Below are 26,814 nucleotides of genomic sequence, written 5' to 3'. Positions count from 1 at the left end.
CCTCACATCTCACCATCTCACCATTCAGACCCGTATTGCAAATAACGGGAAACAGTTGCGGACAACGCTAGTCGATCCCGAACCTGCTGGGAGCACCGCCCCCGGTGCGGATCAGGAGAACTGCCCATGTTGAAGTACGTCCTGGACCTCGTGGATCTGCTCGACGATCCCGACGTCGACGGCAAGCGCGTCGCCGCCCACCTCGACGCCGTCGCGGGCCCCGAGGGCTCCGGCGCCGAGGTCACCACCGTCACCGGCGAGCGCGGCTCGACGGACTTCGTGCTCGTGCGGATACCGGGCCGGGCGGGCCGTGCCCGGGGCGGTTCCGCGCGGACGCTCGGCGTGGTGGGGCGGCTCGGCGGCGTCGGGGCGCGCCCGGAGGCCGTCGGCCTGGTCTCGGACGCGGACGGCGCGGTCGCGGCGCTCGCCACCGCCGCCAAGCTGCTCGACATGCGGCGCCGGGGCGACGTGCTCGACGGGGACGTGATCGTGGCCACGCACATCTGCCCGAACGCCCCGACCGCGCCGCACGACCCGGTGCCGTTCATGGACTCGCCCGTAGACATCGCGACCATGAACCGGTACGAGGTCACCGGCGAGATGGAGGCCGTGCTCTCCGTCGACACCACCAAGGGCAACCGGATCATCAACCACAAGGGCCTCGCCCTGTCGCCCACCGTCAAGGAGGGCTGGGTGCTCAAGGTGAGCGAGCGGCTCGGCGAGCTGCTGGCCGTGGTGACCGGTGAGCCCTTGGTCACGTACCCGGTGACCACCCAGGACATCACCCCGTACGGTAACGGTGTACACCACATCAATTCGATCCTGCAGCCCGCCACGGCGACGGCCGCACCGGTGGTCGGCCTCGCCATCACCTCCGCGGCGGCGGTGCCCGGCTGCCAGACGGGCGCGAGCCACGAGACCGACATCGCGGCCGCCGCCCGGTTCGCCGTCGAGACCGCCAAGGCCTACGGCGGCGGACAGCTCGACTTCCACGACGACCAGGAGTTCGACGCCCTCGTGTCCCGCTACGGCTCGCTGACCCGGCTGCAGACCCTCGGCCGCGAACCCGGGGGATCGTGATCATGACCACGCACAAGAACTCCGCCACGGAACCGGCGCAGTCGGCCACGGGAGCCGTGGGCAGCGACGACTACGCCCTGTCCCGCGTCCCGCGCGACAAGCGACTCGGCTTCTGGACCATGCTGCTGCAGTGGCTCGCGCAGTCCGGCTCCATCTCGCAGTTCACCCTCGGCGCCACCATCGGCATCGGCATGACCTTCGGCGACGCGTTCCTCGCGTTCACCCTCGGCGCGGTGATCCTCGAAGTCGTGATCTTCGCGATCGGCCTCGCGGGCATGCGCGAGGGCCTGGCCACCCCGCTGCTCACCCGCTGGGCGGGCTTCGGCCGCAACGGCTCCGCGCTGGTCAGCCTGGTCATCTCGGTCAGCCTCGTCGGCTGGTTCGGCGTACAGAACACGATCTTCGGCGACAGCGTGTCCGCGCTCGTCGGCGGGCCCTCCTGGCTGTGGTGCACGGCCGCCGGTGTCGCCATCACCGTGCTGGTGATCTTCGGCTTCCGGTACATGGCCGTCTTCGCGAAGATCGTCACGCCGCTGTTCTTCGCCATGGTCGCCTGGTCGGTCACCGACGCGCTCAGCGACCACTCGTTCTCCGAGCTGATCCACTCCCCGGCGCCGGGCGAGACCATCCCGCTCGCCGTCGCCGCGACCGCCATCGCGGGCGGCTTCATGACCGGCGCGATCGTCTCCCCGGAGATGACCCGCTACAACCGCAAGGGCAGCCACGTCTTCCTGCAGAGCGCCTCGTCGATGATCCTCTCCGAGTACATCGTCGGCCTGACGGGCGTCCTGCTCGGCCACATGGTCGGCAGCGGCCAGGTCTCCCAGATCGTGCTCTCCACCTCCGGTGTCTTCGGCGTCCTCGTCGTCCTGATGTCCACCGCGAAGATCAACGACTGGAACCTGTACGGCTCCTCGCTCGGCGTCGTCAACTTCTTCCAGGTCGTCTTCGGCAAGCGGGTGCACCGCGGCGCGGTCACCATCGTCCTCGGGATCGCGGGCACCCTGCTCTCCGCCGTCGGCATCATGACCCACTTCACCGACTTCCTGTCCGTGCTGGGCGTCGCCATCCCGCCGGTGGGCGGCATCATCGTCGCCGAGTACTGGGTGGTGCGCCGCATGCGGGCCCCCCTGGACGCCACCCGCGAGACGGGCACCCTGCCCGCCACCTCGCCGACCTGGGTGCCGATGTCCCTGGTCATCTGGGCCGCCGCCTTCTGCGTCGGCAAGTTCTACGACGGCGGCATCCCCGCCCTGAACTCCCTGCTGACCGCCTTCGTCCTGTACTGCGTCCTCGGCCTCGCCGGCTGGATCAGGACGTACGGCACCACGGCCCTGGACGACACCGCCGAACCCACCCCGGCCGCCTCCGGCACGGCCACCGTAGGAGCACCGTGAGCACCACCGTCCCCGGCCCCGTCCCGGCCTCCGAGGAGGCCCAGCGGGAGGTCGTCGACCTCTGCGCCGAGCTGATCCGCTTCGACACCTCCAACCCGACCAGCGACGAGCGGGCCTGCGCCGACTGGGTCGTGGCCAGGCTCGCCGAGGCCGGCATCGCCTCCGAGCTGGTGGAGAGCGCCCCGGGCCGCGCCAACGTCGTGGCCCGCATCCCGGGCACCGACCCGGCCCGCGGCGCCCTGCTGGTCCACGGCCACCTGGACGTCGTACCGGCGGACGCGGCCGAGTGGCGGGTGCCGCCGTTCTCCGGCGAGATCCGGGACGGCTACCTGTGGGGCCGCGGTGCCATCGACATGAAGGACACGGTGGCCGTCATGCTCGCCACCGCGCGGCACTTCGCCCGCACCGGCACCCGGCCCGCCCGCGAGATCGTCCTCGCCTTCCTCGCCGACGAGGAGGCCGGCGGCGCGTACGGCGCCCACTGGCTGGTCGGGCACCGGCCTGATCTGTTCGCGGGCGTCACCGAGGCGATCGGCGAGGGCGGCGGCTTCAGCTACGCCCTGGACGACACCCGGCGCCTGTACCCGATCGAGAACGCCCAGCGCGGCATGGCGTGGATGGAGCTGACGGCGTCGGGCCGCGCCGGGCACGGCTCGTCCCCGAACGACGAGAACGCCGTCACCGACCTCGCCGAGTCCCTCACCCGCATCGGCCGGCACACCTTCCCCGTCCGGCTGATCGAGCCGGTGCGCGCCCTGCTCGCCGAGGCCGCGCGGCTCCAGGGGATCGACCTCGACCTCGACGCCGAGGACCTGGACGCCGAACTGACCAAGCTCGGGCACGTGGCCGACTTCATGCAGGTCGTGCTGCGCAACTCGGCCAACCCCACCATGCTCACCGCCGGCTACCAGACCAACGTCATCCCCGGCCGGGCCACGGCCCGCGTGGACGGCCGCTTCCTGCCGGGCCACGAGCAGGAGCTGATCGACACCATCGACGCCCTGCTCCTGCCCTCGGTCACCCGCGAGTGGGTCAACCATGACATCGCCATGGAGACCGGCTTCGACGGAACGCTCGTCGACGCCATGTGCGCCGCCGTGCGCGCCGAGGACCCCGACGGCCACCCCGTGCCGTACTGCAACCCGGGCGGCACCGACGCCAAGGCCTTCACCAAGCTGGACATCCGCTGCTTCGGCTTCAAGGGGCTCAAGCTGCCCCACGACCTCGACTACGGCCGGCTCTTCCACGGCGTCGACGAGCGGGTGCCGCTGGAGGGCCTGCGCTTCGGCGTACGGGTGATGACCCGGCTGTGGCAGGAGTGCTGACGCGCGCGACCGGTGGGGAATGCATCGGCGGCCGACCGCGTTGTGCAGCATGACTGACATGCGCGGGACAGAACGGCAGCCCGCGCCGCGGTCGGAAGGAGCACCATGGCACGCAGTACCGTACGCCCCGTCGTCAGGCTGAAGTCGACCGCGGGCACCGGTGTCACCTACGTCACCCGCAAGAACCGCCTCAACGACCCCGACCGGCTCGTCCTGCGCAAGTACGACCCGGTGGCGGGGGAGCACGTGCCGTTCCGCGAGGAACGCTGAACGGCGCCGAGGAGAGCGAGGAGGCAGTCATGAAGGTCCGCAACTCCCTGCGCGCCCTCAAGGCCAAGCCCGGCGCGCAGGTGGTGCGCCGCCGGGGCGTGACCTACGTGATCAACAAGAAGGACCCGCGTTCCAAGGCCCGCCAGGGCTGAGCGGACGACACTTTCCGGCCCGGCCCCCGCTTGTCGACAGGGGGCCGGGCCGGGGTGTGTGCGTGACCCGCGCCGCGCGCTCCCGGCCCGTCCTGACACACTGCTGAGCGCGCCATCCGCCCGTTCACAGGAGGACTTCGTCATGACCGAGCAGCCGCCGGCCCGCCTCGCGGGGTACGAGCGCCGGTTCAACACGCTGTTCGCGGAGTACTTCGACACGCTCGGCGCGACGCTGGACGCCCCGTCCTTCAGCCGCTTCACCCCGGACTGCGTCGAGTTGCTGCGCGACCTGTCGCTGCGCGGCGGCAAGCGGATGCGGGTCGTGCTGCTGCACGAGGCTGCGCGGCTGGTGACCGCCGAGCCGGTGGAAGGGCTGGACGCCGCCGCGTTGAGCGTCGAACTCCTCCAGACCCACGGCCTGGTGCACGACGACCTCATCGACGACAGCGCCACCCGCAGGGGCGGCCCCACCACGTACTACGCCTTCCGGGAGAAGTTCCCCCGGCATCCCCGTGCGGCTCTCGCCCTCACCGTGCTCGCGGGCGACCTCGCGCTGGCGCTCTCCCTGCGCGTGCTCCTCGAAGCCCGGTTGCCGGTCGAGCTGCGCCAGGCCATGGTCGAGGTCCAGACCCGGGCGGCGGCCGACACCTTCGTGGGCCAGATCGTCGACCTGGAACGCGACTTCATCGCCACCACCCCGGACGACGACCTCCTGCACACCGTCGCCGACCACAAGTCGGCCCGGTACTCGGTCCTCGCCCCCCTGCGCCTCGGCCTCCTGGCCGCGGGAGGCCAACCGGAAGCGTACGAAACGGAGTTGCACCACTACGCCCGCCTGATCGGCATCTGCGGACAGATGCGCGACGACTACCTGGACCTGTTCGGTGACGCGGCGGCGATGGGGAAGCCGACCGGCACCGACATCCGCGAGGGCAGGCGCACGTACACCGTCGTCCGCCTGCTGTCCGCCGTGAGCGGACCGGAGCGGGCCTTCGTGGAGAAGGCCCTGGGCGATCCCGCCTGCACACCGGAGACCGTCGCGGAGATCCGCGCGATCGCCGAACGCGCCGGCGTCGCCGACCGGATGCGCGCGGACATGCGCCAGTACGCCGATCAGGCCCGCGTGGTGGCGGCGGGCTGGCGTCCCCGGTGGCGCGAGGACGCCGTCGCCTTCTTCGAACGGCTGCCGCGGTGGAGCGTCGAGCGGACCGCCTGACACCTGTTCCCCATGTCGCTCGAAGGGGTATTCGGGATCTTTCGCCCCGTGTGCCGGGTCATGCTCTGACCGGGGGTGCCGTCGACCAGGCGCTTCCGTGACCACGTGACCCTTTGGGGGAGAAGCATGGCGCACTCGACACGACAGGGGCCGGGCGGGGACGACCGGACCGTGCTGCTGGCCGCCGGACTGGCCGACCTGGCGCTGAGCACGATCGGCTCGGCGGTGGGCGGGCTGCGCGGGCTCCTCGGCCGCTCGGACACCGCCGACCTGGTGCGCGAGGCCGAACAGGACCTCCAGGCCCGGGGCAGGCTGGCCCTGGACCGCTGCGCCCACGTGCCCCCCGCTCACCTGGAGGTTCTCGCCCAGCACGTGAAGGCGCGCCGGGCCGCCGACGACGGCGATGTCTGACCACTGGGACCCGGCCGACTTCAGAGCCCGCGTCGACGGCGTCCTGCGGGACTTCCTGGCCGAGGAGAGCGGTCACCTCGTGGCGCTCGACGAGGATCTCGCGCCCGTGGCCGAGCAGTTGCGGAACTCGGCCGGACACGGCAAACGGCTGCGCGCGGCGTTCTGCTACTGGGGCTGGCGGGCGGCCGGACAGCCCGAGAGCGACGCGCTGGTGCGGGCGGCGGCCTCCATGGAACTGGTGCACGCCGCCGCGATCGTCCACGACGACCTCATCGACGACAGCGCCCTGCGTCACGGCCTGCCCACCGCCCAGGTGGCCCTGGAAGCCGTCCTCGCCCGGGACGGCCGCCCCGGAGCCCGGACGGCGGCGAGATCCCTGGCCATGCTGGTGGGAGACCACCTGATGGTCCTCGCGGGCCGCCTGTTCACCACCAGCGGCCTGCCGGCCGCCTATCTCGCCCGCGCCCGGGACCTGTGGACCGCGCTCGCCCGTGAACTCATCGCCGGCGAGTGCCTGGAGATCCTGCACACCGGCGGTTCGCCGGACACCGACACCTCCCTGAAGGTCGTCCGCTACAAGACCGCCAAGTACACCGTCGAGCACCCCCTGCTCATCGGCGGCCTGCTCGCCGGCGCCGCACCCGCGCTGCGGGACACCTACCGGGCCTACGGACTGCCGCTCGGCGAGGCATTCCAGCTGCGCGACGACCTGCTCGGCCTCTTCGGGGACCAGGAACGCACCGGGAAGGCGGCCCTGGACGACCTGCGCGCCCACCGGCCCACCGCGCTGCTGGCCGAGACCTGGAAGGCCGCCGACGCCTCCCAACGCGCGTGGCTGCGGCGCCTGCTGGGCCGCGCCGACCTGGACGCCACCCATCTGCGCGACGTGCGCCGCCTCATGCTGGAGCTGAAGGCGCCGCAACGGATCGAGCAGATGATCGCGGCCCGCGTCGAGCGCGCCACCCGCGCCCTGGACACCGCCGGGACCCCACCGCACGCGCGCCGGGCGCTCGGCGAACTCGCCCGGCAGGCCACCGACCGCACGCACTGACGAGGAGACCGCGATGCCCCACACCGAGAAGTCGATGGACGCCCTGCGCCGCAGCGGAGACGAACTGGCCGACGCGGTCGTCGCCACCCTGTTCGAGCGCGGCGAGGTCGGCACGTTCAACTCCCTGATGCGCTACGTCTCCACCACCGGCCAGGAACTCCCCGACGGCCTCCCCGGCGTCGCCCGGGAGTACCTGCGGGTGACCGCCACCCCGCCGGACTGGGTGGACTGGGCCGAGATGGAGAAGGCCCGCCTGTTCTTCATCGACAACAACGTGCACATCTCCACCGCGCTGTCGTTCGCGTCCATGCCCGCCTGCTACCTGGTCCCGCACGTAGCCCAACTGCTGTCGGCCACTCACGGCCTGAACTACCCCTCCAAACGGATGGCGGAGACCGGCCAGTTCACCGTCTACCTCATGCGGCCCGACGCGTTCGAGGCCGGCGGACGCTTCCTCCCGGCCGCCCAGAAGGTACGCCTCCTGCACGCCGCCATCCGCCACCACCTCAAGCGGGAGAACCGCTGGGACACCGACACCCTCGGCGTACCGATCTGCCAGGAGGACATGATCGGCGGGCAGATGTTCTTCTCCCTGCTCGTCCTGGACAGCCTGCACCGGCTCGGCATCCACATGTCCGCCGAGGGAGCGGACGCCTACTACTACGCCTGGCGCGTCGTCGGAGCCATCCTCGGCGTCGACCAGGCGGCCGTCCCCACCACGCTCGACGAGGCACGCCGTTTCCTCGACTCATACATGCTCCGCCACATGGGCCCCTCCGAAGAGGGCGCCCACCTCACGCGGCAACTGATCGACCTGTACGAGGAAGTCGTCCCCGGCACCCTCTTCGACCCGGTCGTCTCCGCGCTGATCCGCTACCTCGTCGGCGACACGTGCGCCGACTGGCTGGACGTGCCCCGCACCGCCTGGGACACCTTGGTCAAGGCCGCCCCGCACCTCCTCGGCGTCCTGGAGACGATCGAGGACCGCTCACCGCTGGGCGCGTGGGCGCTGGACCGGCTCGGCCACCTCACCACGGCCCTCGAACTCTCCTCCCTCACCCGCGGACGCGTGATGCACTACGCCATCCCCGAGCAACTGAGGAAGGAGTACGGCCTCTCCGGCCCCGCGGCCCGCACCCGTCGCTGGACCCCGCCGCCCGCGACCGTCTCCTGAGCCACCGCTCCCGCCGCTCCCGCCGGTCCGCGGTCACGGCCCACTGTCAGTGGGACCTCCTACGGTGTGATCAGTGGAACCCGCGGAACACGCCGCGGGCCCGAGCGGGGAGGGGTCTGCCATGTCGACGACGTACCTGGAGCTGTCGCAGGACGACGGGAGCGCGCACAAGTTCTACGAAGTCACCGTCCAGGGGCAGGTCGTGACGGTGCGCTACGGCAGGATCGGCGCGGCGGGACAGACCCAGACGTCGACCTTCCCCACCGCCCGGAAGGCCGAGGCCGCGGCCGCCAAGAAGATAGGCGAGAAGGTGCGCAAGGGCTACGAGGCCGCCGTGCGCGGACAGCGCGCGCCCCGCGCGGTCACCCGCCGGCAGGTGGCCTCCGCGCCGTCCACGGCCCGCGCGGTCGCACCGGTCCTGTGGCGGTTCCGCACCGGCTCCGCGGCCTTCGGCATCCACATCGACGAGGACCGGTGCTGGGTGGGCAACCAGGCGGGCGACGTCTACACCCTCGCCCACGGCGGCGAGGTCCTCGCCCGCTACCAACTGCCCGACGGCGTCAAGTGCCTGGTCGCGGACGACTTCTGGATCTACGCGGGCTGTGACGACGGCCGGGTCTACGACCTGTCGTCCAAACTGCCCTTCGCCGCCTACGACATCGCCGCCGACGTGGACATCTTCTGGCTCGACATCCACGAGGGCGTGCTGAACGTCGCGGACCGCGCCGGACGGCTCACCGTGATCGACCACGAGGACGAACACCAGTGGTCGCGCGGCGGACGCGGTGAGCACGCCTGGATGGTGCGCGCCGACGACCGCGCCGTCTACCACGGGCACACCCGCGGCGTGACCGCCCACTCCCCGGACGGCGGCGCCGAGTTGTGGCACACCCCCACCCAGGGGGCCGTGCTCTTCGGCTGGCAGGAGGACGACGCGGTCTACGCCGGCACCGCGCGGCACACGGTCCAGCGGCTCTCCAAGACCACCGGTGCGGTCGAGGCGACGTACCACTGCGACAGCCCGGTGTACTCGTGCGCCACCTCTCCCGGCGGCCGGTTCGTCTTCGCCGGCGACTCCGCGTCCTCGGTGTACTGCTTCGACCGCGACGGCACCCGGCTGTGGAAGCTGGGCACGGGCGGCGGCTCCGCCCTGTCCATGCAGTACCGCGACGAGCGGCTGTTCCTCGTCACCACCGACGGCTCGCTGGTGTGCGTGGACGCGAGCGAGGCGGCGGTCACGGCCGCCCAGCAGGGCTCGGTGCCCGTCGCCCGCGACGTGAAGCTCGCCGCCACCCTGCCGACGTACGCGCCCGCCACCGCGGCCGCCGCCGTGACGACCGTGACCGCGGCGCCCGCGGGCTCCGTCGTCGTCGAATGCGTCCAGGAGAACGGCCGCACCCGCATCCACGTGGTGTCGCAGGGGTACGACCGGTCGTGGAACGTCCAGTTCCCGAGGGCGATCCGGGAGCCGGGCGCGCGCTACGTGGTCGACGCCCTGCACGCCGCGTCGGGTGGTTTCTACCGGGTGCGAGGGGACATCAGGCGCCTGCGGTGACGGGGAAGCGACGTCAGGCGATCGAGGCCGCGATGACGGCGGAGACCGCGAGGTTGCAGGACGCCGTCACCCACACGGCCGGGTGCGGCTCCGGCTCGACCAGCGTCGCGCCCAGCCGCCCCGGGGTGATCAGGTCGACCACCAGGAACGCCACCGCCATCATCACCAGACCCAGCAGCCCGAACACCGCCGTGGAGACCAGGCCCTTGCCGAAGTCCTCGTACGTCGTCCATATGGAGGTGAAGACGATGCCGCCGATGCCGAGCAGCGCGGAGCTGAGCACCAGGGCGGCGTTGCGGTTGCGCTGCTCCCAGATCTGCCGGCCGAGCTTTCCGGGTGTCAGCACGTCCACGAGGACGATGCCGAGGACCAGGAGGACCAGACCCAGGCCGCCGTAGGCGGCGGCCCGGCCGAGTCCGTTGACGATGTCGCTCATGGCGTTGCCGGCTCCGTAGCGTGAGGGATCGCGAGTGATCCGTGGTCAAGGCGATGCAAAATGTAGCGCACCGGCCGGACCGCTCAAGAGGCGGTACGCAGCGCGCGGTTGCGGCGCACGGAGGACCAGAAGGACGCACCGATCAGGACGACGCCGACGAGGCCGGTGATGATCTCGTTGATCTCGTACTGGATGGTGACCAGCAGGATCAGCGACAGGGCGCCGATGGCGTAGTGGGCGCCGTGCTCCAGGTAGACGTAGTCGTCGAGGGTGCCCTGGCGGACCAGGTAGACGGTCAGGGACCGCACGTACATGGCGCCGATGCCGAGGCCGAGGGCCATCAGGACGATGTCGTTGGTGATGGCGAAGGCGCCGATGACACCGTCGAAGGAGAAGGACGCGTCCAGGACCTCCAGGTAGAGGAACATGAAGAACGCCGCCTTGCCCGCCAGCTTGACGGGGGACCCGGAGGACCTTCCCGCCCGTTCCGCGTCCTCCTCCGCCTCCTGTTCGCGCTCCTCCTCGTCCTCGAGCCGCTGCTCGAAGAAACCGGACAGGCCGCCCACGACCATGTAGGTGATCAGACCGGCGACGCCCGCCAGCAGGACCGTCTCCGCCTTGTCGGCATGCGTGCCGCCGTGCTGGTGGGCATGGGCGCCGAAGGTGGTCGCGGCGATCAGCAGCACGATCAGGGCGATGCAGACCGACAGCATGTCCACCCTGCCCAGCTTGGCGAGTGGACGCTCCAGCCACCCCAGCCACTTGATCTCCCGGTCCTCGAACACGAAGTCCAGGAAGATCATCATCAGGAACATGCCGCCGAAGGCGGCGATCGACGGATGGGCGTCCGTCACCAGTTCCTGGTAGCGGTCCTTGTCGGTGAGCGCGAGGTGCACCGCGTTCCAGGGACTCAGCCGGGCACTGATCGCCACGATCACCACCGGGAAGACCAGCCGCATTCCGAACACCGCGATCACGATGCCGACGGTGAGGAAGATCCTCTGCCAGAAGGCGTTCATCTTCTTCAGGATCCCGGCGTTGATCACCGCGTTGTCGAAGGACAGCGAGATCTCCAGGACGGACAGGATCGCCACGATGCCGAGGGCGGTCCAGCCGTCGTAGAGCACGCCCGCCGCCAGGCCGAGGGCCGTGACGGCGAAGGCCCAGCGGAACGTCTTCAGAAGCACCGGCCACTCATTCCTGTCGTCGCGTCGTACGGGGCGGCATCCCATGCCAGTGCCCACCACGCACGTTGTTTACCACGCTGGAGTTGTTCGTTTCCTTGAGTGGTTCGTGTTTCGGGGAGTAGGTTCGCCGCCATGACGGCATCCCGGAACTCCCGGAATCCGGCCACCGCCGAGGAGCTGCGCGGGGCGGGGCTGCGGGTGACCGCCGCCCGTGTCGCGCTGCTCGAGACCGTACGGGCGGGGGACCACCTCGACGCCGAGGCGCTCGCCTCCGGCGTACGCCTGCGCGTGGGGCACGTCTCCCTCCAGGCCGTGTACGACGCCCTGCACGCCCTCACCGCGGCACGGCTCGTACGCCGTATCGAACCGCCCGGCGGCCCGGCGCGGTTCGAGGGACGGGTCGGTGACAACCACCACCACGTCCTGTGCCGGTCCTGCGGTGCCCTCGCCGACGTCGACTGCGCCGTCGGCGACGCGCCGTGCCTGACCGCCTCCGACGACCGCGGCTTCGTGATAGACGAGGCCGAGGTCATCTACCGGGGCCTGTGCCCCGGCTGCTCCACCCCCGGCAGTTCCCCAGCACCCTGATCCGCCCCGTCCGGAAGGATTCCCATGTCCGAGAACCACGACGCCATCGTGACCGACGCGAAGGCCGAGGAGACGGGTGGCTGCCCGGTCGCCCACGGACGCGCCCCGCACCCCACGCAGGGTGGCGGCAACCGCCAGTGGTGGCCGGAGCGGCTCAACCTGAAGATCCTCGCCAAGAACCCGGCCGTCGCCAACCCGCTGGGTGAGGAGTTCGACTACGCCGAGGCCTTCAACGCCCTCGACCTGGCGGCCGTGAAGCAGGACATCGCCGAGGTGCTGACCACCTCGCAGGACTGGTGGCCCGCCGACTTCGGCAACTACGGCCCACTGATGATCCGGATGGCCTGGCACAGCGCGGGCACCTACCGCATCAGCGACGGCCGCGGCGGCGCGGGCGCCGGCCAGCAGCGCTTCGCCCCGCTCAACAGCTGGCCGGACAACGGCAACCTCGACAAGGCCCGCCGCCTGCTGTGGCCGGTCAAGAAGAAGTACGGCCAGAACCTCTCCTGGGCCGACCTGCTGGTCCTCACCGGCAACGTCGCCCTGGAGACGATGGGCTTCGAGACCTTCGGCTTCGCCGGTGGCCGCGCCGACGTCTGGGAGGCCGAGGAGGACGTCTACTGGGGCCCCGAGACCACCTGGCTCGACGACCGGCGCTACACCGGCGACCGCGAGCTGGAGAACCCGCTCGGCGCCGTCCAGATGGGCCTGATCTACGTCAACCCGGAGGGCCCCAACGGCAATCCGGACCCGATCGCCGCCGCCCGCGACATCCGTGAGACGTTCCGCCGCATGGCGATGAACGACGAGGAGACCGTCGCGCTGATCGCCGGTGGACACACCTTCGGCAAGACCCACGGCGCCGGTCCCGCCGACGCCGTCGGCGACGACCCCGAGGCCGCCGCCATGGAGCAGCAGGGTCTCGGCTGGAAGAGCACCCACGGCACGGGCAAGGGCGGCGACGCCATCACTTCCGGCCTGGAAGTGACCTGGACCAGCACACCCACCCAGTGGGGCAACGGCTTCTTCAAGAACCTCTTCGAGTTCGAGTACGAGCTGGAACAGAGCCCGGCCGGCGCCAACCAGTGGGTGGCCAAGGACGCCCCGGAGATCATCCCCGACGCGCACGACCCGTCGAAGAAGCACCGCCCCCGGATGCTCACCACCGACCTGTCGCTGCGCCTCGACCCGATCTACGGGCCGATCTCCCGCCGGTTCTACGAGAACCCGGAGGAGTTCGCGGACGCCTTCGCCCGCGCCTGGTTCAAGCTGACCCACCGTGACATGGGACCGAAGCCCCTGTATCTCGGCCCGGAGGTCCCCGAGGAGACGCTGATCTGGCAGGACCCGCTGCCCGAGCCCGAGGGCGAGCCCATCGACGCCGAGGACGTCGCGACCCTCAAGACCAAGCTCCTCGAGTCCGGCCTGTCCGTCTCGCAGCTGGTGACCACCGCCTGGGCCTCGGCGTCCACCTTCCGCGGCAGCGACAAGCGCGGCGGAGCCAACGGCGCCCGCATCCGCCTCGAGCCGCAGCGCGGCTGGGAGGTCAACGAGCCCGACGAGCTGGCGCAGGTGCTGCGCGTCCTGGAAGGCGTCCAGCAGGAGTTCAACTCCGGGTCCGGCGCGAAGAAGGTCTCCCTGGCCGACCTGATCGTCCTCGGCGGCTCGGCCGCCGTCGAGAAGGCCGCCAAGGAAGCCGGTTTCCAGGTGGAGGTCCCGTTCGCCGCGGGCCGCGTGGACGCGACGGAGGAACACACCGACGCCGAGTCGTTCGAGGCGCTCGAACCGACCGCCGACGGCTTCCGCAACTATCTCGGCAAGGGCAACCGGCTGCCGGCGGAGTACCTGCTCCTCGACCGGGCGAACCTGCTCACCCTGAGCGCACCCGAGATGACCGTGCTGGTCGGCGGCCTGCGCGTGCTGGGCGCGGGCCATCAGCAGTCCCAGCTCGGCGTGTTCACCCGAACGCCCGGCTCGCTGACCAACGACTTCTTCGTCAACCTGCTCGACCTGGGCACCACGTGGAAGTCGACGTCCGAGGACCAGACGACCTTCGAGGGACGCGACGCCGCCACCGGCGAGGTCAAGTGGGCCGGCAGCCGCGCCGACCTGGTGTTCGGCTCGAACTCCGAGCTGCGGGCCCTCGCGGAGGTCTACGCGAGCGACGACGCCAAGGAGAAGTTCGTGCACGACTTCGTCGCCGCCTGGGTCAAGGTCATGAACCTCGACCGCTTCGACCTGGCCTGATCCACCTCACCCGCCCCCGGCGGCCCGTCCCAGGGCCCCCGGGGGCGGGCGAAATCCGGTGGCCGCCCGCGGCACACGGTGCTGGGATGGCGTGATGCTCAGTGACGCGCCGATGACCGTCGACCGGGGGCGGTACCAGGACACCGTCACCCCCTGGGAGGAACCGGCCTGGCGCACCGAGGCCCTCGGCTGGATCGAAGCCCGGCTGGCCGCCCGCGGCCTGCGGCCGACGGGACGGTGGCGGGTGCGGCTGCGGCCGTGGTCCGTCCTGCTGCGGCTGTGCGTCGAGGGAGGCGACTCCGTCTGGTTCAAGGCGAACCCGCCGGCCAGTGCCTTCGAGGGCGCACTGACCGCGGCGCTGGCCCGCTGGGTCCCCGGGCACGTACTGGAGCCGCTGGCGGTGGACACCGGCCGGGGCTGGTCGCTGCTGCCCGACGGGGGACCCCTCTTCCGGGACGTCCTGGCACGGGAGACGGTCGCTCCCGGCGCGTGGGAGGAACTCCTGCGCCAGTACGCGGCCCTGCAGCACGCCCTGACCCCGCGCACGAGCGAGATCGAACGCCTGGGTGTGCCCGCCGTGCCCGCCGACGCGCTGCCCGGCGTCCTCGACCGGCTCGACGAGACCCCGCTGCCGTCCCGGGACCGGGCCGCGCTCCGGGAACTGCGCCCCCGCCTGCCGGACTGGTGCGCGGAACTCGCGGACCTGGGCGTCCCCGACTCCCTCGACCACGCGGACCTGCACGACGGCCAGCTCTTCCACCCCGCGCCCGGCCGGTTCACCTTCTTCGACTGGGGCGACGCCGTCGTCGCCCACCCCTTCTCCAGCCTCGTCGTCCCCGCCCGCCGGGCTGCCGAGCGCTACGGGACGGGGGTACTGCCGCGCCTGCGCGACGCCTACCTCGAACCCTGGACGGGCGCCGGACGTACGCCCGCACAGCTGCGGCGTGCGGTGAGCCTCGCCTGGCGGCTCAGCGCCCTGAACCGCGCCGCCGCCTACGGCAGGCTCTTCCCCACCGCGTCCGGCGGCGCCGGTGCCTCGACGGCCGTGGCGGGCGCACGCTGCCTCCTCGAACTGCTGGACGAACCCCTTCTGTAGCGGCGGCCGGTCCCGGCGCGCGGGCCGTTGTCAGTGGCGGATGCGAGGCTTCACCTCATGGATGAGGTGGAGTTCATGCGGGGCAGGGTCTACGGCGCCGACCACGACAGCCCCGGGCCGCGCGCCGGACGCGTCTACGCCCACCTGGTGGGCGGCCCCCTGGACGGCCTGCTGCTGGACGTCACGGACCTCACGGAGCAGGAGCGCGACCGTGCGGTGGCACTGCCGACGGAGATAGGCCGCTACGGCCCGGGCGGCCGCTCCGCCTACGCCCCGAGGCCGGGTGACGCCCGCCGCTTCGACTGGCGGGGCGACGTGCCCTGATCCGGCACCGCCCCCGTCTGAGCGGTCAGCGCCGCCAGCAGCCAGTCGTGCGCGGTCCCGGGGGTCGGCTCCGGCCGCCCGCCCGGCGCGGTGTTCACCTCGGCCACCAGCTCCCAGTAGCGGTCCAGCCGGGGATCGGCCGCGAGCTGCCCGGCCAGCCGGTGGCGGAAGCCGGGAGTGTCCCGCACCCCGTATGCACTCGTGTACGCGGCGACGAACCCGTCCAGTGCCTCACCCGGGTGCGGCCCCCGGCCCCGCCGCAGCTGCGCCCCGGCCAGCTCGTACGCCTCCGCGAGCCCCGCGTACAGCACGGCGGCCCCCCGCGCCCCGGCGGCCCGGTGTGCCTCGGGCTGGGGCCGGACGGTGCCCGGGCACGGGGCGAGGGTGAGGGCGTTGAGCCGGGCGAAGGCCAGGACCTGGGCCGGAGCGGGGTCGTCGGGCGGCTGCGGCACCGCCACGTCCAGGAACGCGCCGGCCGACCGGGCCGGCATCCGCGCCGGCAGCCAGCCGCGCCAGAACCGCACCAGCGGCGCCGTGCTGGGCGGGACGGACACGGCACCGATCAACCGCAGCCGGTCGGCCTGCTCACCGGGCGGGGACTCCTGCACCAGCCGCAGCGCGGCCTCCCGCCAGCGCAACGCCCTCAGCTCCGAGCCGACCTCACGCAGCCGGCCCGCCACCGCGGCCTCCAGCGCCCCGCCCGCCCCGCTCCCGCCGCCCGCCACACCTTCCGCGTGCCGCTCGTCGAGAATCCGCCGCACCTCGGGAACGGCCAGTCCCAGGGCACGCAGCGAACGGATCAGCCGCAGCCGGTCGAGTGCCTCCGGACCGTACCGCCGGTGTCCGCCGGCGCTGCGGGACGCCTCCGGCAGCAGACCCCGGTCCGAGTAGAAGCGGACCGTCTTGACCGTGACACCCGCACCCTCGGCCAGTTCGCCGATGCCGCACAGACCGTCGTCCGACGTGGACACTTGAACCTCCCTCAGGGGGAGTTCCTACGGTACCGGCGACAGCGGCCCGGCGATCCGGCCGGGCCGCGCCGTGGACGGAGGAGAGAGCAGACCATGACCACGTTCATCCTGGTTCCGGGCATGTTCACCGGCACGCACATCTGGCAGGACACCGCCGCGCGCCTGACCGCGGCCGGCGCGGAGGTGCACACGGTCGCCCTCACCGGCCTCGACGGACCGCGCGCCGCCACCGAGTCCACCGTGGACCTGGAGACGCACATCGCGGACGTGCTCGCGGCGGTCGACTCGGTGGGCGCGGCCGCGGACCGGCGGATCGTACTGGTCGGCCACGACTACGGCATCCACCCGGCGGTCGGTGCCGCCGACCGGCGTGCGGAGCGCGTCGGGCGGATCGTCCACCTGGACTCGGGCCTGCCCAGGGACGGCATCCCGGCCCTGGCCGCCGTGCCCGACCAGTCCCTGCGCGAGCGCCTCGCCGGAACCGTAGGGACCGGAGGCGCGGACCCGGCCCAGCAGGTGCTGCCACCCCCGGCGCTCGGCGAATGGCCGCGCTGGGGCAGCACCATGGGCGTCCCCGACGCCGCACTGGACCGGCTCACCGCCCTCGCCGCGCCGCAGCCCCTCGGCACCCTGCTCCAGCCGCTGCGGCTGACCGGCGCGGTCGGCCAGGTGCCCACCACCGGCGTGCTGTGCACCGGCAACGGCACAAGCATCGAGCTGGTCCAGATGCTGGTGCGCCTCGGCGACCCCGCGCTGCGCCCCCTGACCGATCCCCGGGTGACCTTCTTCGAACTCCCCACCGGCCACTGGCCGATGCTGTCCTGCCCCGGAGAGCTGACGGACGTACTGCTGCGGGCCGCGGCGGGCGAGGGGCACCGGCTGGAACCGGTCGACGACGCGGCGGGGCCGGCTCACCTGAAGCCGTTCCTGCTGGAGGTCCCCGACGTCCCGAGGGAGCGGCACGGGAACGTCGACCTGTACCTGCCGGACGCCGAGGAGCCGCGGCCCGCGGTGGTGTTCGTGCACGGCGGTCCGGTCCCCGCCGACGCCCGGCCCACCCCGCGGGACTGGCCCGGCCTGACGGGGTACGCACGGTGCGTGGCCGGGGGCGGAGCCGTGGGCGTCCTCCTCGACCACCGCCTGCACGACCTCGGCGACTACGAGCGGGCCGCCGCGGACGTGGCCGCCGCCGTGGAGCTGGCGCGGGCCGATCCGCGGGTGGACGGGGACCGGATCGCGCTGTGGTTCTTCTCCGGCGGCGGCCTGATCGCCGCCGACTGGCTGGACGCGCCCCCGGCGTGGCTGCGCTGCCTGGCGGCCACCTACCCCGTCCTGGCGCCCCTGCCGAACTGGGGACTGTCCGAGACCCGCCTGCTGCCGGCGCGCGCCGTGGCCAACGCGGGTGACCTGCCCGTCGTACTCACCCGGGTGGGACGGGAGATGCCGGAACTCGCCGCCACCGTCGAGGAGTTCCTGGCCTCGGCCAAGGACTGCGGGGCCGACGTGGAGGTGATCGACGTGCCGCACGGCCACCACGGCTTCGAGACCGTCGACGTGACCGACGAGTCGCGCACGGCGGTGCGCCACGCGCTGCGCACGGTGCTGGACCACGCCTTCGGAACGGGGGCGCGGTGACGGCGGGCGGTGCGCCACCAATCCGCCCGCCGTCCGACGTCCGCCGCCGTCCGTCGAACGTGACTGGGCCCGTGAGGCACCCGTCAAGAGCCAGCCCTGGCCGCCGGGGGCTCGCGTGACGGGAAGGGCGCACCCGCACCGTGCCCGACGGCGCGAGCGGTTGGCGCGGTCGTGGTGACGGTGGAGTGACGACCGGACCGGCACGGTACCGGCGCTGTCCCGCCCCGCTCCGGGCGGGGCAAGCGTTTTCTGTCCGCAGTCTTGACGTGTACGCGGCGTAGTGAGTTTCATGGTGGGTCGTGGGAGCGCTCCCACGGCCCCGCAGCATGGGAGCCGCTCACCCCACCGTCACCCGCCCCCCCCGTGTCCGCACTACTCAGTCCTGGAGTCGCCGTGCGCACAGCAAGACGCGATACCTCCGCACCGAAGACCCTCGCGGCCCGCCTGGTGGCCGGTCTCGCCGCGCTGATCGGGCTGGTCGTCGTCGGTGCCCTCTGTCCGGGCGCCGCCATGGCCCAGTCGCCCGCGGACCGGGCCGTGGGCGACCGGTCGGCCGCGGCGCAGGCGGCCGGCCTGCACATCGGCGAAGGCCGGCTGGTGGAGGGCAACGGCAACGACTTCGTCATGCGCGGGGTCAACCACGCCCACACCTGGTACCCCGGCGAGACCCAGTCGCTCGCGGACGTCAAGGCGCTGGGCGCCAACAGCGTCCGGGTCGTCCTCTCCGACGGGTACCGCTGGAGCGAGAACAGCCCCGAGGACGTCGCCGCCGTCATCGGGCAGTGCAAGGCCAACCGGCTGATCTGCGTGCTGGAGGTGCACGACACCACCGGTTACGGCGAGGACGCCGCGGCCGGCACCCTCGACCACGCCGCCGACTACTGGATCGGCCTCAAGGACGTGCTGGCAGGCCAGGAGGACTACGTCGTCGTCAACATCGGCAACGAGCCCTGGGGCAACACCGACCCCGCCGGCTGGACCGAGCCGACCGTGGCGGCCGTCAAGAAGCTGCGCGCCGCCGGGCTCCAGCACACGATCATGGTGGACGCCCCCAACTGGGGCCAGGACTGGCAGGGCGTCATGCGCGCCAACGCGCGGTCCGTATACGACGCCGATCCCACCGGCAACCTGATCTTCTCCATCCACATGTACAGCGTCTTCGACACCGCCCAGGAGATCACCGACTACCTGAACGCGTTCGTCGACGCGGAACTGCCCATACTCATCGGCGAGTTCGGTGGTCCGGCCGACCAGTACGGCGACCCGGACGAGGACACCATGATGGCCACCGCCGAGCGACTGGGCCTCGGCTACCTGGCCTGGTCGTGGAGCGGCAACACCGACCCGGTCCTCGACCTGGCGCTCGACTTCGACCCGAGCAGGCTGAGCGGCTGGGGCGAACGCGTCTTCCACGGTGCCAACGGCATCGCCCAGACCTCGAAGGAGGCCACCGTCTACGGCGGCGGCGCCCCGGACACCCAGGCCCCGACCGCTCCCGGCACCCCCACCGCCACCGCGGTCACGGACACCTCCGTCACCCTCGGCTGGACCGCGGCCACCGACGACACCGCGGTCACCGGCTACGACGTCGTCCGCGTCGGCGACGGCACCGAGACCACCGTCGCCTCCTCGGCCACCCCCACCGCCACCGTGACCGGACTCACCGCCGCCACCACGTACACCTTCGCCGTCCGCGCCCGCGACGCGGCGGGCAACCGCTCCGCCGCCTCCCCGCCCGTGGAGGTCACCACCGACGAGGACGGCGGCACCCCGGGCGGCGCCTGCTCCGTCGGCTACCGCGTCGTGGGCGAGTGGCCGGGCGGCTTCCAGGGCGAGATCGCCGTCCGCAACACCGGGAGCGCCGCCGTCGGCCCCTGGACGCTCGCCTTCGCCTTCGCCGACGGCCAGACCGTCACCCACATGTGGGGAGGCACCGCCACCCAGAACGCGGGCGCGGTCAGCGTCGCCCCGGCCTCCTACACCGCCACCATCCCGGCCGGCGGCACGGTCACCCTCGGCTTCACCGCCCACAAGGGCGGCACCAACAGCGCCCCGACCGCGTTCACCCTGAACGGGGCCTCCTGCGCCACGACGTGACCGTCACCACGACACCTCCCGGACGTCGGCCCGGCTCTGCGGCTGCGTCGTCGCGGTGATCTCCGAGCGGTGACGGCTCGCCGTGAACGTCACCTTCAGCGTCTGAGGCGCGCCCTGCTCCGTACGCACCGTGAAGCCCTGGTTCGGCACCGCCGAGATCAGGCACACCCCGCCACCACCGAACCGCACGGTTGCCTTGCCGCCCTCGGAGGGCACCGTGTACACGCCCGCCCCGCCCTCCTCGCAGCCCGGGTCGCCCCCGCCCGCGGGGGGTCGCGGGGCCGTGGTGCGAGGGCTCGGCGTCGGCGTGGGGGTCGCGGTCGGCTCCGGCGGCCGCACGCTGGTGCGGGACGGCTCAGGGCTGGGCTTCCGGCTCGTCGGCGATGGGCTGGGAGTGGCGGTCACGGTCTTGGAGACGGTCGGGCGGGGCGGTGCCGGGAACTCCTCGGGCGCCGTCTGGGCGACCGGCGCCGTCGGCCGGGTCGACCCCACCACGAAGTGGATGGTGATGATGACGGCCGTCACACTGGCCGCCGTGCAGGACAGCCAGATGATCAGACAGCGCAGGAGGCGGGACACGACACCATAGTGACGGACCGGCTAACGTGCCTGCCCATGGCCTCCGTACTTGTCGTCGAGGACGACCCTGTGATCCGGGCCGCGCTGATCGAGGTCCTCACCGGACACGGCTACGCGGTGAAGACCGCACACCAGGGTTTCGAGGCGCTGCGCGACATCACCCAGAGCCCGCCGGACATCGTCGTGCTCGACCTCGGCCTGCCCGACCTGGACGGACTCGACGTGCTGCGGATGATCCGGGGCATATCCCGCGTCCCGGTGCTGGTCGCCACCGCCCGGGACGACGAGACCGAGATCATCCGGCTGCTCAACGCCGGGGCCGACGACTACATGGTCAAGCCCTTCTCCGGGGGCCAGCTCGCGGCCCGGCTCGCCGCCGTGCTGCGCCGCTCCGCGCCCGCCGACCTCCGGGCCGCACGGTTGCCCGTCCTCCAGGTCGCCGACCTCCGCATCGACCCCACTGCCCGCACCGCCCACCTCGCCGGACGGGAACTGCCCCTCACTCGCCGCGAGTTCGACCTGCTCGCCTACCTGGCCGCCAACGCCGACCAGGTCATCTCGCGACAGCGGATCCTCGCCGAGGTGTGGCAGCAGCCGTACGTGGAGGACCAGACGGTGGACGTCCACCTCTCCGCTCTGCGTCGCAAAATGGGGGAGAAGGCCCGAAAACCCCGCTATCTCCACACCGTGCGCGGCATCGGCATCAAGCTGGTCAGCGCGCCATGAGACGCGCCCTCGCCGGGATCGCCCTGGCCGTCACCTCCATGGTGGCCCTGTCCTTCCTCATCCCGCTCGCCCTCCTCGTGCGCGAACAGGCCCGGGACCGGGTCACCACCGCCGCCGAGCAGCGTGCCGCGGCCCTCTCGCCGGTGCTCGCCCTCACCACCCGGCGTGCCGACGTCCAGCAGGCCGTCGCGGAACTCGGCTCCGCCGACCAGCTGGTCGTACGGCTGCCCGACGGCGGCTTCGTCGGCACCCCGCACGCGCCCGAGGAGGCGCTCGACCGGGCCGTACGGGGGCGCGAGACGCTCGCCGTGGACACCTCGGACGGCTGGGCCTACCTCCAGCCCGTCGTGCTGCGGGACGAGCGGGTCGCGGTCGTCGAGGCCTACGTTCCCGCCGCCGACCTCACCCGGGGAGTGACGGCCTCCTGGGGTGTGATGGCCCTGCTCGCCGTGGGCCTGGTGGGCGGCTCGGTACTGGTCGCCGACCGGCTCGGCGCCCGCGTGGTCCGCTCCTCCCGGGGCCTCAAGCGCGCCTCCCTCGCCCTCGGCTCCGGCGACCTCGGAGTACGGGTGGAACCGGACGGCCCGCCCGAGCTCCAGGAGGCGGGAGTGGCGTTCAACACCATGGCGGACCGGGTCGTCGACCTGCTCGCCGTCGAACGCGAGCTGGTCGCCGACCTCTCGCACCGGCTGCGCACCCCGCTGACCGCCCTCTACCTGGAGGCCGACCGGATGGGCGCGACACCCGGCGCGCAGCGGGTCACGGAGGCGGCGGGGCAGCTGGAACGCGAGCTGGACTCGATCATCGCGGCGGCGCGCACCCCCCTGGCGGCCGCACAGCTCGCCGGGACCGGGGCGGGTACGGCGAAACCGTGCGACGTCGCCGAGGTGGTCGCCATGCGCCTGGACTTCTGGTCGGTCCTCGCCACCCAGCAGGAGCGGCCGTTCGAGCGCTCCCTCACTCCGCGTCCGACCCCCGTGGCCTTCCCCGAGGACGACCTCGCCGCCGTCGTCGACGCCCTGATCGGCAACGTCTTCCGGCACACCCCGCAGGGCACCCGCTTCGTCGTGCGCGTGGAACGCCGGGACCGGCACGTGCACCTCACGGTCGACGACGCCGGACCGGGCGTCGCGGACCCCGAGGCGGCCCTCACCCGGGGCATCAGCGTCGGCGGTTCCACCGGGCTCGGCCTGGACATCGTGGCCAGGGCGGCCCGTACGGCGGACGGCGAACTGACGATCACCCGCGCGCCGCTCGGGGGCGCACGGGTGACGGTGTCGTTCGCGCTGGCGGACGCGCGTGCGGCCGGCGGCGGTGAACGGTGAAGGCCGGCGGGTGCGGCCGGGCGGCGGTGACCGGCGTCAGCGGCCGGTGCCGAAGTCCTGGGTCCACCAGGGGCCGCCGTCGCCGAAGTGGACGCCGACGCCCAGCTCCTTGAAGGAGCAGTTGAGTATGTTCGCCCGGTGGCCGGGGCTGTTCATCCAGGAGTCCATCACCGAGGCGGCGTCCGCCTGGCCCCGGGCTATGTTCTCCCCGAGGGTCGACCACTGGTAGCCGGCGGCCTCGACCCGGCTCGCCATGGTGGAGCCGTCGGGACCCGTGTGGGACATCACCCCGCTGCTCGCCATCACGTCGCTGTAGTCGTCGGCGGCCCGCGTCAGCTTGTCGTTCGCGGTGACCGGCGAGCAGCCCGCCGCCGCCCGCTCCTCGTTCACCAGCGAGAGGACCTGCGCCTCGGCACCGCTCGTCGCGCCGGAGCCCGAGCCGGAACCGGAGCCCGACCCACTGCCCGATCCGGAGCCGCTGCCCGTACCGGACCCGTCGCCGCCCGACCCGCCGCCGCTCTTCGCGGTGGCCTTGACGTGAGTCTTCGAGGAGGGCGCCGGAGCCTTCGCGGTGCTGGTCGTCGGGCTCGCCGTCTTCTTCGGCTTCTTCTTCGGCTCGGCGCTCGGGCTCGGCGAGCCGCTCGCCGTGGCGCTCGGGCTCGCCGACGTGGACGCGAGCGGTGCCGCACCGCCCGCCGCGTCCTCGGCGTTCGGCGCCAGGTCGGCGGCGTTCGCGGCGACCCGGTCCGAGGCTCCGCCGTCGTCGCCGTCGGTGACGGCCAGCGTGATCCCGACGCCCGCCGTCAAGGTGACGGCGCCGAGCGCCAGCGCGGTACCGCGGGTCCTGAGCCCACCGCGGGGACGGGCGTGGGAGCGGGACGGGCGAGCGGCTCGGCGGGAACCCATACGCAGGACACCTCGGCTTGTCGGTCGGCTGACGGAGCCCCGTACCCGGTGGACGCGCCCGCGCCCACCGGGACCGTGGGGGGTGTTCGAGAGCCTAGGACCCGACCGGCGTGGAAACGCCCGTTCGAAGGTCATCTTCAGAAAGCCTTAAAAGAGCCGCCAAAGTCCGTTGAGGAAGTATGGCACCACCCCCAGTCCCGCCTGCCCCCTTACGCACGCGCCGCCCGCCACCCTCGGTCCGTCCCGGGGCGCTTCAAGGTGAAGGGCGGACACGGGTGCTCACAGGAGCCCGTCCCGTGCCCCTGACGCTCCGCCGTCACCCCGTACCCGGCGATTGCCCTGCCGGACGGCCGGACAGCCTGTCGGCGTGGACCGGCAGGTCGCCGGACACCGCACGGCGCGCCCGAGGGGACCGGGTCCTCCCGCCCACCGCCTCCGGGCGCGCCGTGCACCGACCAAGGAGGTACCGGACATGCCGTCCACCGCCGACGAAGGACAGCTGCTCGACGAACTGCGGGACCTGCTGGCCGCCACGGTCGAGGACCTGACCGCGGAGGAGATCGAGCCCGACTCCTCCCTCCAGGACGACCTGGGGGTCGACTCGCTGGCCCGGCTGGAACTGGTCGCCGCGATCGAGGACCGCTGGCAGATCGAGGTGCCCCAGGAGCAGGCGGACCGGCTCACGACGGTGCGGCAGATCGCCGCCCACCTCGCCACGGCCGTCACCGCCCCCGCGGGCGGCACCGCGTGAGCCCACGGCACGCGGCCGACCCCGCCCCCGAGGACCGGTTCGCCGTCGTCACGGGGCTGGGACTGACCACCGCGCTGGGCGGCGACGTACCCGCCACCTGGCGGGCCCTGCTGGACGGCGTGTGCGGCGTCGAACGCGTCGACTTCGGAGCACCGGACGGGCCCCCGCAGGTCTACCTCGCGGCCCCGGCGGCGGTCGATCCCGGGACGGTCCTGTCGGCCGCCAAGGCGGCGCACTGCGACCGCGCGGCGCAGTTCGCCCTCGTCGCCGCCCGCGAGGCCGTGCGCGACGCGGGGTTCCCCGACGTGTCGGAGCCCGCCGGGAGCGGCTCGCGGGTCGCCGTGGTGGTCGGGGTCGGCCTGGGCGGCGTCACCAGCATCCTGGAGCAGAACCGGCGCCTCGAGACGCGGGGCGCGGGGCGGGTGAGCCCGCGCACCATCCCGGTGATACTGCCGAACCACCCGGCCGCCGAAGTGGGGCTGATGGTGGGCGCCAAGGCCGGCGTGCACGCCCCCGTCAGCGCCTGCGCCTCCGGGGCCGAGGCCCTCGCCCAGGCCCTCGGCATGATCCGGGACGGCCGCGCGGACCTCGTGGTCGCGGGCGGCGCCGAGGCCGCGCTGCACCCGCTGACCCTCGCCGGGTTCGCGCGGCTGCGGGCCCTCTCCCGGCGCCACGACGACCCCAAGGGCGCGTCCAGGCCCTTCGACGCCGACCGGGACGGCTTCGTGATGGGAGAGGGTGCCGGCATGCTCGTCGTCGAGAGCGCCGCGCACGCCGCCGCCCGCGGCGCCCGCGTCCACGGCCGGCTGACCGGGGCGGGCATCACCAACGACAGCCACCACGTGGCCCAGCCCGCGCCCGGCGGTACGGGCTGTGCGGCGGCCGTCGGCGCCGCGCTGTGCGACGCGGGGCTCGTGCCCGAGGAGGTCCAGCACATCAACGCCCACGCGACCTCCACACCGCTCGGCGACCTCGGTGAGGCGCAGGCGCTGCACAGCGTCTTCGCCAAGGGAGTCGACGACGTGGCGGTCAGTGCCACCAAGGGCGCCTTCGGGCACACCCTCGGCGCCGCCGGAGCCATCGAGGCCGTCCTCACCGTCCTCGCCCTGAGGGACAGGACGGCACCGCCCGCGTGCAGCCTCGAACGGATCGATCCCGAGATCGGTCTGAACGTCGTCGGCCGGGACCCGGCGGCACTGCCCTCCGGGCCCCTCGCGGCCGTCACCACGAGCATGGGTTTCGGCGGGCACAACGTCGCGCTCGCCTTCGCCGACGCCTCATGAGGAACGACCACCCGGCCCCCGCCGGCGGCACACCGCGCACCGTGCTGATGTGCCCCGGCCAGGGGGCTTACGTCCCCGGCGCCCTGCGCCACCTGAGCGAGGTCCCGTCCGTCTCGCGGGTGCTGCGGACGGTGGACGCCCACGCCATCGCGCTCGGCGGCACTCGGACACCCGTCGGCCACCTCCTCACCGATGCCGCGGCACCTGACCCCGACCGCCTCGTGCGCACCGACCCCCTCGCCTTCGACCTGGCCACCTACGCCGCCGTGGTCGCCTCCGCCACCCTTCTGCTGGACCTCGCGGCGCCGCCCGTCCACGCGGTGCTCGGGCACAGCGTGGGCGACCTCTCGGCGCTCACCGTGGCCGGAGCCATCACCCTCGAACAGGGCGTCCGGCTGCTCCACGTCCGCGACCGGCTGCTGCGCGACGCGGCGCTCCCGGCGGCGGGCCTGCTGGCCACCGACCTGACCGCCGAGCGGGCGACCGACCTGCTGCGCGCCGAGGACCTGCCGCAGGTACGCATCGCCGCCCACAACGCCCCCGGCCAGACGGTCCTGGCCGGGCCCGACGACCAGTTGGCCGCCCTCCGGCGCACCGCCAAGGCGCTCGGCCGCCGCGCCACCGTGCTGACCAGCCGCACCGCCTACCACCACCCCCTGCTCACCGAGGTCCACCGGACCTTCCGGCGCCTCCTGCGCGCCCAGCCCGTCGCCCCGCCCGCGCTCCCCGTGTACGCGGCCACCACGGCGGGGCCCGCCCGCACCCCGGCCCAGCTGCGCACCGTGGCCGCCGCCCACCTCTGCGAGCCGCTCGCCTTCCACCGGACCCTGCGCGCGCTGCGCCTGGCCGGTTACACCACCTACCTCGACAGCGGACCCCGGGCGCTGCTGTCCACCCTGGCCAGGGCCGGTCTGCCCGGCTGCACCACCGCCGCACCCTCCCGCACCCCGGTCGGCGTCGATCGCATCCGCCACCGCCTCACCGCCGCCCTGCGGTGACGAGGGCCCTTGACCCGACAGCGACGGCGCGCCT

At 72.9% G+C, this 26,814-nt stretch carries 26 protein-coding genes; 21 read left to right on the top strand and 5 right to left on the bottom strand.

Annotation, left to right across the window (positions count from 1 at the left end):
* The first annotated feature begins 126 nt into the window (after positions 1-126).
* The 10 genes from ACZ56V_RS23715 to ACZ56V_RS23670 all read left to right on the top strand — a co-directional run bounded on the left by ACZ56V_RS23715 (position 127) and on the right by ACZ56V_RS23670 (position 9,631).
* On the top strand, positions 127-1,080 hold the full coding sequence (locus tag ACZ56V_RS23715; RefSeq protein WP_398908661.1) for a DUF1177 domain-containing protein: 954 nt from the start codon (positions 127-129) through the stop codon (positions 1,078-1,080).
* 2 nt (positions 1,081-1,082) lie between these two features.
* On the top strand, positions 1,083-2,477 hold the full coding sequence (locus ACZ56V_RS23710; protein WP_398908663.1) for a cytosine permease: 1,395 nt from the start codon (positions 1,083-1,085) through the stop codon (positions 2,475-2,477).
* Entirely contained in the window at positions 2,474-3,802 is a 1,329-nt protein-coding gene (locus tag ACZ56V_RS23705) for a M20/M25/M40 family metallo-hydrolase (RefSeq protein ID WP_468944983.1), read from the top strand. Before ACZ56V_RS23710 ends, ACZ56V_RS23705 begins: the two co-directional genes overlap by 4 nt.
* A 105-nt stretch (positions 3,803-3,907) precedes the next feature.
* Positions 3,908-4,072: a 50S ribosomal protein L33 gene (rpmG, locus tag ACZ56V_RS23700; RefSeq protein ID WP_030749084.1), complete on the top strand. Its 165-nt coding sequence runs from the start codon at positions 3,908-3,910 to the stop codon at positions 4,070-4,072.
* Between the two features lie 29 nt (positions 4,073-4,101).
* Positions 4,102-4,224, top strand: a complete 123-nt coding sequence (gene ykgO, locus ACZ56V_RS23695; protein ID WP_059296629.1) for a type B 50S ribosomal protein L36 — start codon at positions 4,102-4,104, stop codon at positions 4,222-4,224.
* A gap of 142 nt (positions 4,225-4,366) precedes the next feature.
* Entirely contained in the window at positions 4,367-5,440 is a 1,074-nt protein-coding gene (locus ACZ56V_RS23690) for a polyprenyl synthetase family protein (protein ID WP_467380051.1), read from the top strand.
* Positions 5,441-5,566: 126 nt separating this feature from the next.
* The gene (locus ACZ56V_RS23685) at positions 5,567-5,851 is read left to right on the top strand and encodes a polyprenyl synthetase (protein ID WP_356369219.1); all 285 of its coding nucleotides are present in this window, start codon (positions 5,567-5,569) and stop codon (positions 5,849-5,851) included.
* Positions 5,844-6,902, top strand: coding sequence for a polyprenyl synthetase family protein (locus tag ACZ56V_RS23680; RefSeq protein ID WP_398908670.1), 1,059 nt, complete (start codon positions 5,844-5,846; stop codon positions 6,900-6,902). Before ACZ56V_RS23685 ends, ACZ56V_RS23680 begins: the two co-directional genes overlap by 8 nt.
* Positions 6,903-6,915: 13 nt before the next feature.
* Positions 6,916-8,076 (top strand): oxygenase MpaB family protein, encoded by a 1,161-nt coding sequence (locus tag ACZ56V_RS23675; RefSeq protein WP_468944977.1) that lies wholly within the window; start codon positions 6,916-6,918, stop codon positions 8,074-8,076.
* Between the two features lie 121 nt (positions 8,077-8,197).
* Positions 8,198-9,631: a WGR domain-containing protein gene (locus tag ACZ56V_RS23670; RefSeq protein ID WP_398908673.1), complete on the top strand. Its 1,434-nt coding sequence runs from the start codon at positions 8,198-8,200 to the stop codon at positions 9,629-9,631.
* Between the two features lie 13 nt (positions 9,632-9,644).
* Here ACZ56V_RS23670 and ACZ56V_RS23665 read toward each other — a convergent pair whose 3' ends face one another.
* Positions 9,645-10,067, bottom strand: coding sequence for a DUF350 domain-containing protein (locus tag ACZ56V_RS23665; protein ID WP_052841286.1), 423 nt, complete (start codon positions 10,065-10,067; stop codon positions 9,645-9,647).
* Positions 10,068-10,150: 83 nt separating this feature from the next.
* A complete protein-coding gene (locus ACZ56V_RS23660) occupies positions 10,151-11,254 on the bottom strand; it encodes a DUF475 domain-containing protein (RefSeq protein ID WP_398908674.1) in 1,104 nt (367 codons plus the stop codon).
* Positions 11,255-11,386: 132 nt separating this feature from the next.
* Here ACZ56V_RS23660 and ACZ56V_RS23655 point away from each other — a divergent pair, with 132 nt between their 5' ends.
* From ACZ56V_RS23655 to ACZ56V_RS23640, 4 genes are all read left to right on the top strand, one after another.
* Positions 11,387-11,842, top strand: coding sequence for a Fur family transcriptional regulator (locus ACZ56V_RS23655; RefSeq protein ID WP_398908676.1), 456 nt, complete (start codon positions 11,387-11,389; stop codon positions 11,840-11,842).
* 24 nt (positions 11,843-11,866) lie between these two features.
* Positions 11,867-14,089, top strand: a complete 2,223-nt coding sequence (gene katG / locus ACZ56V_RS23650; protein ID WP_468944973.1) for a catalase/peroxidase HPI — start codon at positions 11,867-11,869, stop codon at positions 14,087-14,089.
* A gap of 94 nt (positions 14,090-14,183) precedes the next feature.
* Positions 14,184-15,185, top strand: a complete 1,002-nt coding sequence (locus tag ACZ56V_RS23645) for a phosphotransferase (protein ID WP_468944971.1) — start codon at positions 14,184-14,186, stop codon at positions 15,183-15,185.
* Positions 15,186-15,242: 57 nt separating this feature from the next.
* Positions 15,243-15,509, top strand: a complete 267-nt coding sequence (locus tag ACZ56V_RS23640) for a hypothetical protein (protein WP_398908681.1) — start codon at positions 15,243-15,245, stop codon at positions 15,507-15,509.
* On the opposite strand, the gene ACZ56V_RS23635 is transcribed toward ACZ56V_RS23640, so the two are convergent.
* The gene (locus tag ACZ56V_RS23635; RefSeq protein ID WP_468944969.1) at positions 15,452-16,480 is read right to left on the bottom strand and encodes a MerR family transcriptional regulator; all 1,029 of its coding nucleotides are present in this window, start codon (positions 16,478-16,480) and stop codon (positions 15,452-15,454) included. The genes ACZ56V_RS23640 and ACZ56V_RS23635 overlap by 58 nt on opposite strands.
* Positions 16,481-16,573: 93 nt before the next feature.
* On the opposite strand from ACZ56V_RS23635, the gene ACZ56V_RS23630 reads away from it, so the two are divergent.
* Together ACZ56V_RS23630 and ACZ56V_RS23625 are read left to right on the top strand one after the other, a co-directional pair.
* Entirely contained in the window at positions 16,574-18,115 is a 1,542-nt protein-coding gene (locus tag ACZ56V_RS23630) for an alpha/beta hydrolase (protein ID WP_468944966.1), read from the top strand.
* Positions 18,116-18,508: 393 nt separating this feature from the next.
* Positions 18,509-20,212 (top strand): cellulase family glycosylhydrolase, encoded by a 1,704-nt coding sequence (locus ACZ56V_RS23625; RefSeq protein WP_467380061.1) that lies wholly within the window; start codon positions 18,509-18,511, stop codon positions 20,210-20,212.
* A gap of 3 nt (positions 20,213-20,215) precedes the next feature.
* Here ACZ56V_RS23625 and ACZ56V_RS23620 read toward each other — a convergent pair whose 3' ends face one another.
* Positions 20,216-20,791: a hypothetical protein gene (locus tag ACZ56V_RS23620; protein ID WP_467380063.1), complete on the bottom strand. Its 576-nt coding sequence runs from the start codon at positions 20,789-20,791 to the stop codon at positions 20,216-20,218.
* 36 nt (positions 20,792-20,827) lie between these two features.
* Between ACZ56V_RS23620 and ACZ56V_RS23615 the strand changes: the two genes are divergently transcribed.
* A complete protein-coding gene (locus ACZ56V_RS23615) occupies positions 20,828-21,517 on the top strand; it encodes a response regulator transcription factor (RefSeq protein ID WP_356369185.1) in 690 nt (229 codons plus the stop codon).
* Positions 21,514-22,842: a sensor histidine kinase gene (locus ACZ56V_RS23610; protein ID WP_467380066.1), complete on the top strand. Its 1,329-nt coding sequence runs from the start codon at positions 21,514-21,516 to the stop codon at positions 22,840-22,842. The genes ACZ56V_RS23615 and ACZ56V_RS23610 overlap by 4 nt, the downstream gene beginning before the upstream one ends.
* 36 nt (positions 22,843-22,878) lie before the next feature.
* Here ACZ56V_RS23610 and ACZ56V_RS23605 read toward each other — a convergent pair whose 3' ends face one another.
* A complete protein-coding gene (locus tag ACZ56V_RS23605) occupies positions 22,879-23,748 on the bottom strand; it encodes a CAP domain-containing protein (RefSeq protein WP_468944961.1) in 870 nt (289 codons plus the stop codon).
* 472 nt (positions 23,749-24,220) lie between these two features.
* Between ACZ56V_RS23605 and ACZ56V_RS23600 the strand changes: the two genes are divergently transcribed.
* The 3 genes from ACZ56V_RS23600 to ACZ56V_RS23590 are packed head-to-tail and all read left to right on the top strand — an operon-like array spanning position 24,221 to position 26,780.
* A complete protein-coding gene (locus ACZ56V_RS23600; RefSeq protein WP_356369179.1) occupies positions 24,221-24,499 on the top strand; it encodes an acyl carrier protein in 279 nt (92 codons plus the stop codon).
* Entirely contained in the window at positions 24,496-25,782 is a 1,287-nt protein-coding gene (locus ACZ56V_RS23595; RefSeq protein ID WP_467380070.1) for a beta-ketoacyl-[acyl-carrier-protein] synthase family protein, read from the top strand. The genes ACZ56V_RS23600 and ACZ56V_RS23595 overlap by 4 nt, the downstream gene beginning before the upstream one ends.
* The gene (locus tag ACZ56V_RS23590) at positions 25,779-26,780 is read left to right on the top strand and encodes an ACP S-malonyltransferase (protein WP_468944956.1); all 1,002 of its coding nucleotides are present in this window, start codon (positions 25,779-25,781) and stop codon (positions 26,778-26,780) included. The genes ACZ56V_RS23595 and ACZ56V_RS23590 overlap by 4 nt, the downstream gene beginning before the upstream one ends.
* Positions 26,781-26,814: the final 34 nt, after the last annotated feature.

The organism is Streptomyces sp. NPDC034099 (assembly GCF_055575415.1).
This window is presented reverse-complemented; position numbering and strand designations above follow the sequence as displayed.

Bases quoted from the DNA above. Each gene is read 5' to 3' on its own strand.
- ACZ56V_RS23680 (WP_398908670.1), top strand. From the start codon at position 5,844: ATGTCTGACCACTGGGACCCGGCCGACTTCAGAGCCCGCGTCGACGGC.
- ACZ56V_RS23675 (WP_468944977.1), top strand. From the start codon at position 6,916: ATGCCCCACACCGAGAAGTCGATGGACGCCCTGCGCCGCAGCGGAGAC.
- katG (WP_468944973.1), top strand. From the start codon at position 11,867: ATGTCCGAGAACCACGACGCCATCGTGACCGACGCGAAGGCCGAGGAG.
- ACZ56V_RS23600 (WP_356369179.1), top strand. From the start codon at position 24,221: ATGCCGTCCACCGCCGACGAAGGACAGCTGCTCGACGAACTGCGGGAC.
- ACZ56V_RS23670 (WP_398908673.1), top strand. From the start codon at position 8,198: ATGTCGACGACGTACCTGGAGCTGTCGCAGGACGACGGGAGCGCGCAC.
- ACZ56V_RS23640 (WP_398908681.1), top strand. From the start codon at position 15,243: ATGGATGAGGTGGAGTTCATGCGGGGCAGGGTCTACGGCGCCGACCAC.
- ACZ56V_RS23655 (WP_398908676.1), top strand. From the start codon at position 11,387: ATGACGGCATCCCGGAACTCCCGGAATCCGGCCACCGCCGAGGAGCTG.
- ykgO (WP_059296629.1), top strand. From the start codon at position 4,102: ATGAAGGTCCGCAACTCCCTGCGCGCCCTCAAGGCCAAGCCCGGCGCG.
- ACZ56V_RS23590 (WP_468944956.1), top strand. From the start codon at position 25,779: ATGAGGAACGACCACCCGGCCCCCGCCGGCGGCACACCGCGCACCGTG.
- ACZ56V_RS23690 (WP_467380051.1), top strand. From the start codon at position 4,367: ATGACCGAGCAGCCGCCGGCCCGCCTCGCGGGGTACGAGCGCCGGTTC.
- ACZ56V_RS23610 (WP_467380066.1), top strand. From the start codon at position 21,514: ATGAGACGCGCCCTCGCCGGGATCGCCCTGGCCGTCACCTCCATGGTG.
- ACZ56V_RS23630 (WP_468944966.1), top strand. From the start codon at position 16,574: ATGACCACGTTCATCCTGGTTCCGGGCATGTTCACCGGCACGCACATC.
- ACZ56V_RS23615 (WP_356369185.1), top strand. From the start codon at position 20,828: ATGGCCTCCGTACTTGTCGTCGAGGACGACCCTGTGATCCGGGCCGCG.
- ACZ56V_RS23665 (WP_052841286.1), bottom strand. From the start codon at position 10,067: ATGAGCGACATCGTCAACGGACTCGGCCGGGCCGCCGCCTACGGCGGC.
- ACZ56V_RS23685 (WP_356369219.1), top strand. From the start codon at position 5,567: ATGGCGCACTCGACACGACAGGGGCCGGGCGGGGACGACCGGACCGTG.
- ACZ56V_RS23715 (WP_398908661.1), top strand. From the start codon at position 127: ATGTTGAAGTACGTCCTGGACCTCGTGGATCTGCTCGACGATCCCGAC.
- ACZ56V_RS23605 (WP_468944961.1), bottom strand. From the start codon at position 23,748: ATGGGTTCCCGCCGAGCCGCTCGCCCGTCCCGCTCCCACGCCCGTCCC.
- ACZ56V_RS23645 (WP_468944971.1), top strand. From the start codon at position 14,184: ATGCTCAGTGACGCGCCGATGACCGTCGACCGGGGGCGGTACCAGGAC.
- ACZ56V_RS23710 (WP_398908663.1), top strand. From the start codon at position 1,083: ATGACCACGCACAAGAACTCCGCCACGGAACCGGCGCAGTCGGCCACG.
- rpmG (WP_030749084.1), top strand. From the start codon at position 3,908: ATGGCACGCAGTACCGTACGCCCCGTCGTCAGGCTGAAGTCGACCGCG.